Consider the following 9,230-nt stretch of genomic DNA (forward strand, 5'->3'; position numbering starts at 1 on the left):
ACCTCAAAAGCCGATGCACAAACAAAATGCCGTCCTACAACACTTTCCTGCCCCAATCCTTATTTGCAGCGGCAAACCAAACTTTTCAGTTGCATATAAGAGACAATCGGATTTTTATTCAGATAAACGGTAGTATTTGGTTTTTCATATCAAAAAAGTTGTACCCGGCGAATATCAACAAAATAAATATTTGTTTTCTAAATAATTTTTAATAAATATATTAATTTAATCTTTATTTCAGCCCCATCTATACTGCTGGATTCAAACTATCACCACGCTTTCGAATCAACCGATTATCTAAAAAAATTTCCATTTATCTTGCATTTTCTGTTGCATTATCTTTTTGATAAATGCAAAATACATAACAAGAAAAGAGAAAGATATACCAACTTATATTTCTAACACTTTTCCCGAAAATGGCCGCTTATCCAATATTTTATGCTGCAAGATGGCCAAACACATTACCAAACGTATTACAAAAAGGACAAACTATGAAAATCCAACGTGCTCTTTCTACCGTGGCTACATTCGCTCTTTTAGCCGGCGCTCAAGCCGCTTTCGCCCAAGGCGTTACTTTCCATCATAAAACTTCGGATGCTGCCGCACCGATTAGCGGAAATTTAGCCATGCGCATTACCATCAATGCCGAAGGCAATGTAAGTGATGCCCGAGTAATCCGCAGCAGCGGATCGGCCGGTATTGATGCCGAAGCGGTCAACTGGATTGAAGCACAGTATCTGCGTCCGGTTACCATGAACGGCGATCCGATTGACTTCAGCGTAATCAAAGAAATCAACTTCAGCAAAAACGCTCCGGTACAACACGCCGGCTTAGCCCAATAATAGTGATCGGGCTCTGCATTTCTCCACAGGCACTCCTTTCAAACAAGAGTGCCTTTTCCTTTATTACTGAAATTGTTACTGCAATACAATGCGCACAAATCAAATACAGTAAACTCACTATAATTTGACACTTTGCATAGCAAAACAACACAAAACAATGCAACAGATTTCCGTCTTAGCGCACTATTAATACCTTCTGCTTCTCTGTACCGCTTCCCGCTCTCTGCCGTTTTACTATCAAACACACCCGGGCCGTCTGAAACACCCGACCACCATCATGCCGCCCAGGCGGGAATGAATCTTTAAAAAAAATATTTTTTATCCAAATATTTAATAACCATTCTAGATGGTTCTTCCCTCCGGAATCAGTTTTCCGGCCCAAAACCGATTTTCAGTTGGCTGTACCAATCTCCCCTTTTCCGTTTAAAACAGCAGGAACAAAGCGCAACAGGGTTTCGCGCAGAACAATCAGTTTGCCGTGGAAAAAGTGTGAAGACTCCGGCAACACCACCACAGGAATATTTTGTGGGGCAGCCCATCTGAAGGCTTTCTCCAAGCCTACGATTTCATCGGCTTCACCATGAACCAGCAGGGTTTTGGAAGCATCGGCAGCAGCAGGCTCGCGGTTTTCATAGTGATTGACGGCAGGCGCAACCAATAATAGAAGATCAGGCCCGCGCTGTTGCGCGGCAAACAGAGAAACATAACCACCGAATGAGAAACCGCCGATGGCAAGCTCTACAGCTTCCGGGTGGCGGCTGCGGGCATAGTCGATAACGGCGATACAGTCATCGGCTTCACCACGGCCATAGTCGTGGCTGCCTTCGCTGTTGCCTACGCCCCGCAGGTTGGGCAGGTAGCAATGGAAACCGAGCATACTCAAGGCCTTGGCTACGGTCTGTATCACTTTGTTGGTGTTGGTGCCGCCTTGCAGCGGGTTCGGGTGGTTGATAACGGCCACTCCCCTCCCGCTGCCTTGTGCGGGCAGATAGATGGTTTCGAGTATGCCTTCAGGGCCGGGGATGTATAACTGGTTCAAAGGTTTGAGCATAATGTTCTATATTCTGTATCGTATGTCGGCCGTCTGAAAAAGTCCGGAGCTCATCAAGTTTTTTCCGGAGCATCTACCAGCAGGCGGGCAACTGCCCTGCCGCCTGCCAAATCTTGTTCGAGAATATCGCGCAGGTCTTCTTCATCTACATAGGTGTACCAGCGGGCCTCGGGGTAAATTACCATCACCGGGCCGGATTCGCAGCGGCCCAAACAGCTTGTGCTGCTGATGCGCAGTTTGCCCGGGCCGATCAGATTCATCTTTTTGGCATGGCTTTTTAAAAAATCAACAGCCGCACCGGCCTCGCCGTTGTCGTTGCAGCTTTGTTTGCACGGGTTGTTACGGGCGTTGGCGCAGATAAACAAATGGCGTTGGAAATAACTCATAACGGGGTTCTTTCTACTGGAAACCGTCTGTTTCAGACGGCCTTTACGGTTGCTCGGACGGCCTTATCATCGTGAATCCACCTTATTTGATTTGCGGCATACAGGGCAAACTGCAGACAGTTAAGACAATATCGAACTGATTCTGCCTGCAAAACCGTTCTCTCCGTTCTGCGGCACAGCAATGCTGTAACAGAAATAAAAGGATTTCACTATAGATAAAAATATTTGCCGTTGTTTTGATTATTGGCTTTCAGTTGGGAAAGCATCTGTTTGAAATCCAAACCGTATTGCACACCGAGTTTGTCGGCACGCTTTTTTAATTTATCGAGACTTTGCTCTTTCGGGCTGCTTTGGAATGCCATCACGGCAACATTGCCGTGGCTTTCTGCCGGCAGTTCCAACACACGCCCCTCAAACACGCCCAGCAGGCGCTCGACAAAACGGCGGTAGCGGCGGTCGCCGCTCCACCAGTTGGTCACGAAAATACCGTTTGCCGACAATGCCCGGCGGCAGTTTTCAAAAAACTGCTCTTCTACCAGCGCATCAACAATTTGCACGCTGTCGAAACCGTCCACCAGCACCACATCCGTGCTCCCGCGCAAGGTTTTGATGTATTCGGCACCATCGGCTTCGATGATTTCAAAACGCCCGCCCTCAAACGGCAGTTCAAACAGGCTTCGCGCCACGTTGATAACCTGCGGGTTGATGTCCACTGCCGTTTGGCACGTATCGGGCAGATAAGCGTCTATCCAGCGTGCAAACGAGCCGCCGCCCAAACCGATTTGGGTGATATGCCGGGGCTGTTGTTCGGCAAACAGCAGCCAGCCCATCATGGCACGGCTGTATGAAAGCACCAGCTCGGCAGGATGGTCGAGATTCATCGAGCTTTGCACGGTGGCACTGCCCAAATGCAGCGAGCGGATATTGCCGGACTCGGAAATACCCACCTCCGGCAGCTCAAGCTGCTGCGCGCGCAGGCGGCGGTAGGGGTGATGTGCCATAAGCGGTAAAATATATAGGAAACGGCCGATATTTTAATACAGTCTGCAGATATTGGAACGGAGTTTCAGACGGCTCAAGCGGTAAATATGGGCCATGAATCCCTAAGGTTGTGATTATTCGGAAGACAGCAGGGTTTATAGCAGATGATTGCCTGAGGCCGTCTGAAAAAAGATTCAGACGGCCTCAGGCACGCGGCCGGCCGAACAGGCTGCCTTTTTAAAACGCCTCTCCCACTTTCACGCCGCCTTCGGTGTCTTTCGGCGTGGCCAGTTGTGCGGTAGCCCGTTGCGCCGCTTTAAATTCAGGTGTCTGCATCACAGCCGCTGCCTCTTCTGCGCCCAAAGTGTTTGCCATATATTGCCAGCGCGCAGCCAAATCGGGATTGGCAGGAATCACGAAACCTTCGCGCAATTCATCAACCAAATCAGGGCGGTTGCACACCAGCACGATGTCGCACCCCGCTTCAAACGACAATCGGGCACGGTCTTTGATGCCGCCCGCCCCCACTGCGCCTTCCATCGTGAGGTCGTCTGAAAAAATCACCCCGTTAAAGCCGATGCTGCAGCGCAGAATATCCTTCAGCCATTTGGCAGAAAAGCCCGCAGGCCGGTTGTCCACCTGCGGATACACCACATGGGCGGGCATCACGGCAGCCATGCCGGCCGCGCTCATTTTTCTAAACGGCAACATATCGGCGGTCTCCAATTCGGCCAGCGTGCGGTTGTCTTGCGGCAAAACATAATGGCTGTCGCCCTCCACGAAACCGTGGCCGGGAAAATGTTTGCCGCACGACTTCATGCCGCCCCGGTTCAAACCTTTTTGCAGCGCCAACGCCAATTCGGCCACCACTTCGGCATCACAGTGGAAACTGCGGTTGCCGATAACCGCGCACTGCCCCCAGTTCAAATCGAGCACCGGCGTAAACGACAAATCGATGCCGCACGCGCTCAATTCGGCGGCCAGCACCCAGCCTGCCTGCTGAGCACGCATTTTGGCTGCTTCTGCACCTTCGTTATCCCAAACCGCGCCGAGTGCTTCCATCGCAGGCAGGCGGGTAAAGCCGTTGATAAAGCGTTGCACACGGCCGCCTTCATGATCAACGGCGATAATCAGCTCGGGCGAACGCAAGGCTTTGATTTCTGCAACCAGGGCTTTAAGCTGCTTGATATCTTCAAAATTGCGGCGGAACAGAATCACACCGCCCACGGCCGGGTCGAGCAGACGTTGTTTTTCTTCTTTGCCAAGACGCAAAGCTTGTACATCGGCCATCACCGGGCCGCGCGGAATAACGGGTTTGCTCATACTAATCTCATAAAAAATCAATCGGTTCGGGCTGACGGCAACTTTCAGACGGCTCCAAACCGTAAAAACCGCCCGGTGCCGATGCGGTAGGAAATACCGCCACTCCGCAACAAACCGTTCCATAGATCCCTATACCGCTGCCGGAAAATATTTCAGACGGCCTGCCGTTTCTGAAGGCCGTCTGAAAACCAACATACGGGATTATTGCAGATTTAACGCCAAAAACAGCGTGCTGCCGTTACGCTGCACCAGCAAAGGCACGGTTTTTCCCGTGTTTTCCAGCGCGCTGCGGAATGTGGATTCGTCTTCCACATTGATTTGGCTCACCGCCAGAATTTCATCGCCGCGCTTGAGGCCGGCGCGCTGGGCGGCACCTTCGGCCCTCACCACCACCAAACGTTTACCGTTGGCGGCTGTACGCGTTTGCAGGGTTAAGCCGGTGTTTTCAATAGTGAATGTTTCCCCTCCCGGCGTATATGACGGATCAGAGGCCTGCTCCCCGTTCATTTCGCTGTCCTGGCCGTTGGCACCAAGCTGCACTTTCGCAGTGCTTTCTTTGCCTTTGCGCCACACGCCGAGCGTTACTTCCCTGCCCGGCGGCATCGCGCCCACCATCACCGGCAGATCGCTGGACTGGCGGACTTCTTCGCCGTTGACACTGCGCACAATGTCGCCCACCTGCAAACCCGCACGCTGTGCGGGGCTGCCGGGCAGCACGCGGGCAATCAGGGCGCCGGAAGCCTTGTCCAAGCCGAACGACTTGGCCAAATCATAAGAAACTTCCTGAATAATCACACCCAGCTGGCCGCGCTGCACTTTGCCGGCGGTTTTCAGCTGGTCGGCCACATTCATGGCCACATCAATCGGAATGGCAAACGAAATGCCCATAAAACCGCCGCTGCGGCTGTATATCTGCGAATTGATGCCCACCACCTGACCGCGCAGGTTAAACAGCGGGCCGCCCGAATTGCCGGGGTTGATGGCCACATCGGTTTGGATAAACGGCGTGTAGTTTTCATTGGGCAGGCTGCGGCCTTTGGCCGACACGATGCCTGCGGTAACGCTGTTGTCGAAACCGAACGGCGCGCCGATGGCGGCCACCCACTCGCCCGGTTTCAAATCTTTGGCATTGCCCACCTTAATCACCGGCAGGCCGGCGGCATCGATTTTCAGCAGAGCCACGTCAGACTGTTGGTCGGAACCGATTAATTTGGCCGAATATTCGCGCTTGTCGTTCAACACCACTTTGATATTGGCCATGCCGCCCACCACATGTGTGTTGGTGAGAATATAACCATCGGGGCTGATGATGAAGCCCGATCCGAAGTTTAATTCCCCCTCATCGTCTTGATCAGGCATTTCGGGCATATTGGGCACGAGGCGTTTGAAAAACTCGTAAAACGGATCGTTATCGGGAAACTGGTTCAAATCCATGCCGTTATCGCGGCGCCGCTCCGCATGGTTTGCCTTGGTGGCCTGGATATTCACCACCGTCTGTCCTTCCTGCTCCACAAGTTTGGTGAAATCGGGCAGCAGCATTTCTACCTTGCCCTCTGCGGTTTTGGTTTCCACTTTTTTCACCAAGTCTTCCTGCGGTTTTCCTTCTTCACCGAAAAAGCTGCTGATTTTATCGCAACCGCTCAAAGCCAAGGCCGAAGCCGTCAGCAAAGCGATGTATTTTGGCATTGTGTTCACGGCGTTTCCTCTTAAAACTGTTCCGTTGGATTTGAATGGGCGATTGTAAACGAAAACAGCCGCTTCTGCACGGCAGTTGCAATGCTACGGGCTGCTGCCTGAAACGCCGGAACCGCATAGGCCGTCTGAAAAACATTGGCTGCCGTTATTCAGCATAATCCGCGTTTCAGACGGCCTCAGAATAAAGCAGAATCAGCTTTCTGCCGCAATGGTTTTCCACGATGGTTTTCAAAGTAACCAAATCGCCGGTTATATCGGTAAAACACCGCTGAAATACATTTTCCACCTGTTTCGGGAAATGCCTTTAAAATATGGGGTACACCACGATATAATGCATAATATCAACAAGCTGCACAGCGCAAACCGATAGTGGGCGCAGCAGTATTTTCCGGAGCAGACCGTGTTTCGCAGCACACATATCCTCAGCGGCAAAACCCTATACGAACGCCCCGCGCAGCCTATGGAAGAGTTTGAATACAAGCTGCGCCGCCTGCAGCAGCGCCAGCGCAGATTCGCCGCCTTAAAAGTAACCGAGCGCACCGCCCTGCTGCATGACTTTGCCGACAGGCTGGCCGCCGGCCGCAGCCGCCTGGCCGTGATGATTTGCGAAGAAGTCGGCCGCTGCCTGCGCGAATGTGAGGCCGAGTTGGATAAATCGGTGGAGCTTATCCGCTATTATGCCCACCTTGCCCCCGAACTGCTGGCACATAAAACCATCGCCACACAGGCCGCTTTAAGCCAGGTGCACTTCGAACCTTTGGGCATCGTGCTGGCCGTGATGCCGTGGAACTACCCCGTTTGGCAGGTGTTGCGCTTTGCCGTTCCTGCCTTGTGCGCAGGCAACGGCTGCATGGTGAAACCCGCGCCCAGCGTGGGCCGGGTAACCGAAGCCTTGTTTGAATTGGTAGGAAAAGACTTACCGCTCGATATAGCCTGGCTGGCGGAGCCCGATGTCCGCCATGCCGTTGCCCGCACCGATGCGCTGGCCTTCACCGGCTCAACCGCCATCGGCCGCCGCTTGGCGGCGCAGGCCGGCCTGTATATGAAAAAAACCGTGCTGGAATTAGGCGGCAGCAACGCGTTTATCGTGATGAACGATGCAGATTTGCCGCAAGCTGCAAAAGATGCCTGCTATTCGCGTTTCCGCGATGCAGGGCAATCGTGTAATGCCGCCAAACGCATTATCGTTACCGAAGCGGTGGCTGATGAATTTATTGCGCTGTTTCTCGAAGAATGCGCCAAATTGAAAACCGGCGATCCCATGAACCCGCAAACCACACTGGCACCGCTGCACCGCCGCGATCTGCGCGAAAAAATCCACTGCCAAGTACTTGATGCGCTGGTAAACGGCGCCGGCGTATTGTGCGGCGGCCAAATCCCCGAATGCAGCGAAAAAGGCTGGTTCTATCCGGCCACCGTGCTGGATCACGTCAATCACAACTGCCGCGTATATCATGAAGAAGTTTTCGGCCCCGTTGCCGTTATCCTGCGCGCTTTGGGCGAAGAACACGCCGTTGCGCTGGCCAACGACACTCCTTTCGGACTCGGTGCCAGCATTTATGCGAAAGACACCGCAAAAGCATGGCAGTTTGCTGCCAAGCTGCAAACCGGCGCGGTTTACATCAACCGGCATACCAGCAGCGATTTGCGCCTGCCCTTCGGCGGCGTAAAAGCATCGGGCTACGGCAGGGAATTATCCGAATTCGGCCTATATGAATTTGTAAACGTAAAATCTTACTGGCAGAAATAATATGAAACGGTTTTGGCATACCGGATTAACCGCATGGGTGCTGTCAGGCATTGCGCTGACGGCAAGCGCACAAACACACGAAATTTATTTCAACCAACAAGGGCAGCTTACCGCCGCCATGTCGGCAGTAGCGTATGTCCGCCAATACGAAATCAAAGACGGCACTGCGCAAGTGCAGGATTTTTATTATCCTTCGATGAAAAAATATTCCGACCCCTACCAAGTTCCGGCTGCCCAAATCAAAATATTCGTGCCCACACTCAATAACGGCACCCTCACCCTGTGGCATTTCAACGGCCGGAAAAAAATGAGCGGCACCTACAAAAACGGCAAACCCGACGGCGTGTGGACCAACTGGTATCCCAGCGGCAAAAAATCTGCCGTGATGCCTTATTCTGCGGGCAAGAGCGAAGGCATAGGCGCGCGTTATTACCAAAACGGCAACAAAGAGAGCGAAATCCAGTTTAAAAACGATAAAGCAAACGGTTTTTGGAAACAGTGGTACGCCAGCGGCAAGCCGAAAACCGAAATGGTGATGCAGGACGACAAGCCGGTCAACATCGTAAGCTGGAACGAAGACGGACTGCTGCTTTCGGAAATTGTATTGGACGACGGCCGCCGCAACGGCATTATGCTCGATTGGCACCCGAACGGCGCAAAAAAATCGGAGGCGGTCTATTTGGACGGCAGCCTGGTCAAAAAAACCGTGTGGGATGAAGACGGCTATGTGCTTTCCGAATAACTTCCAAGAGGGTGCAAAAAAATGATTTGAAGATAAACCGGGCCGGCGCCCGGTTTTTTATGGGCAGCCGCAAGGGAAAAGCATTTGGCCGAAACACCGATTTCAAACCGGCTGCGCCCGTTGCCGGCAAGTGCCGCGCCGGGAAACCACCCCCAACAAACTCAGGCATGCTGCCCTGCCCGTTGCAGCTTAAACTTTAAAACCGCATCAAGCATATTCAAGCATATTAAAGGCCGTCTGAAAAATATTTGGGGCTGAAGTAGATTAGCCCTAAACACCACACCAAAGCCGCAAAGTTTTTAACTGCTGCTTTGGTGTCCCGAAGTTAAAACAAAACTCACATTCTTTCAAGAACAGAGGAAAAGATTTTCGGTCGATTCCGTTGTATTTGCGCAAGACACGTTTCGCCTGATTCCAAAAATTCTCAATGCCGTTGATATGGTTGTGTCGGTCGGCAAAC

The 9,230-nt window shown here is 52.2% G+C and carries 8 protein-coding genes and 1 pseudogene; 3 read left to right on the forward strand and 6 right to left on the reverse strand.

The genetic code is table 11. The annotated features are described in order from the left end of the window. Positions 1 to 491 precede the first annotated feature (491 nt). Entirely contained in the window at positions 492 to 842 is a 351-nt protein-coding gene (locus IR141_RS07935; RefSeq protein WP_135035654.1) for an energy transducer TonB, read from the forward strand. Positions 843 to 1,233: 391 nt separating this feature from the next. On the opposite strand, the gene IR141_RS07940 is transcribed toward IR141_RS07935, so the two are convergent. The 5 genes from IR141_RS07940 to IR141_RS07960 form a co-directional block, all read right to left on the reverse strand. Then, positions 1,234 to 1,893: an alpha/beta hydrolase gene (locus tag IR141_RS07940; RefSeq protein WP_135035657.1), complete on the reverse strand. Its 660-nt coding sequence runs from the start codon at positions 1,891 to 1,893 to the stop codon at positions 1,234 to 1,236. A gap of 53 nt (positions 1,894 to 1,946) precedes the next feature. After that, positions 1,947 to 2,279 carry a ferredoxin gene (locus tag IR141_RS07945; protein WP_135035660.1) on the reverse strand — a complete coding sequence of 111 codons (333 nt, stop codon included), beginning with the start codon at positions 2,277 to 2,279 and terminating at the stop codon, positions 1,947 to 1,949. A 209-nt stretch (positions 2,280 to 2,488) separates the two neighbouring features. Next, positions 2,489 to 3,280 (reverse strand): polyamine aminopropyltransferase, encoded by a 792-nt coding sequence (locus IR141_RS07950; RefSeq protein ID WP_135035663.1) that lies wholly within the window; start codon positions 3,278 to 3,280, stop codon positions 2,489 to 2,491. Between the two features lie 217 nt (positions 3,281 to 3,497). After that, positions 3,498 to 4,583, reverse strand: coding sequence for a beta-N-acetylhexosaminidase (nagZ, locus tag IR141_RS07955; RefSeq protein WP_135035666.1), 1,086 nt, complete (start codon positions 4,581 to 4,583; stop codon positions 3,498 to 3,500). A 201-nt stretch (positions 4,584 to 4,784) separates the two neighbouring features. Further along, positions 4,785 to 6,269 (reverse strand): DegQ family serine endoprotease, encoded by a 1,485-nt coding sequence (locus tag IR141_RS07960; RefSeq protein ID WP_167743116.1) that lies wholly within the window; start codon positions 6,267 to 6,269, stop codon positions 4,785 to 4,787. 409 nt (positions 6,270 to 6,678) lie between these two features. On the opposite strand from IR141_RS07960, the gene IR141_RS07965 reads away from it, so the two are divergent. After that, positions 6,679 to 8,028, forward strand: coding sequence for an aldehyde dehydrogenase family protein (locus tag IR141_RS07965; protein ID WP_135035673.1), 1,350 nt, complete (start codon positions 6,679 to 6,681; stop codon positions 8,026 to 8,028). Position 8,029: 1 nt separating this feature from the next. Next, positions 8,030 to 8,770 (forward strand): toxin-antitoxin system YwqK family antitoxin, encoded by a 741-nt coding sequence (locus tag IR141_RS07970; RefSeq protein WP_135035676.1) that lies wholly within the window; start codon positions 8,030 to 8,032, stop codon positions 8,768 to 8,770. 270 nt (positions 8,771 to 9,040) lie between these two features. Here IR141_RS07970 and IR141_RS07975 read toward each other — a convergent pair. Beyond that, positions 9,041 to 9,230 (reverse strand): annotated as a pseudogene (locus IR141_RS07975) (IS1595 family transposase); the annotation flags it as partial.

Origin of the sequence: Neisseria sp. 19428wB4_WF04 (genome assembly GCF_015235335.1) — a bacterium.
Taxonomy (GTDB): domain Bacteria; phylum Pseudomonadota; class Gammaproteobacteria; order Burkholderiales; family Neisseriaceae; genus Neisseria; species Neisseria musculi.